General features: G+C 34.8%; 1 protein-coding gene. It reads right to left on the reverse strand.

The genetic code is table 11. From position 1 onward, the window contains the following. The coding region (locus ACODS7_RS32810) for an IS110 family transposase (protein WP_488828751.1) at window positions 1-371 on the reverse strand (371 nt) is incomplete at both ends.

The raw sequence follows: 371 nt of genomic DNA on the forward strand, positions 1-371 counted from the left end.
ACATCCTCTTCTTCTGGAACATATACTTCTTTATAGGTGCCATTCGCTAAATTAATAGCAATCATTTTGGCATCGAATTTATCATTTTTCACCATTTTGTTTTTTGATGAACTGTACATTGTTGTGGGAGCTAAAATATCACAATCAATCCCGTTTTGCTCCAGCAGATTATGAAGTGAATATCCTAAACAACCAGCCTCGTATCCAGCTTTAATTTTTATATCTTCACCATATTTTGTTTTCAGTTTCTCAACAAATTTTTTTACGAGAGATACATTTGAAGCACATCGTGCTTCTCTTACAATTTCCCCAGTTGTTCCGTGCAATGCACATAAGCTAAAACTTTCCTTGTGGACATCCATCCCAATATA

Source organism: Bacillus sp. FG16, from assembly GCF_057809515.1.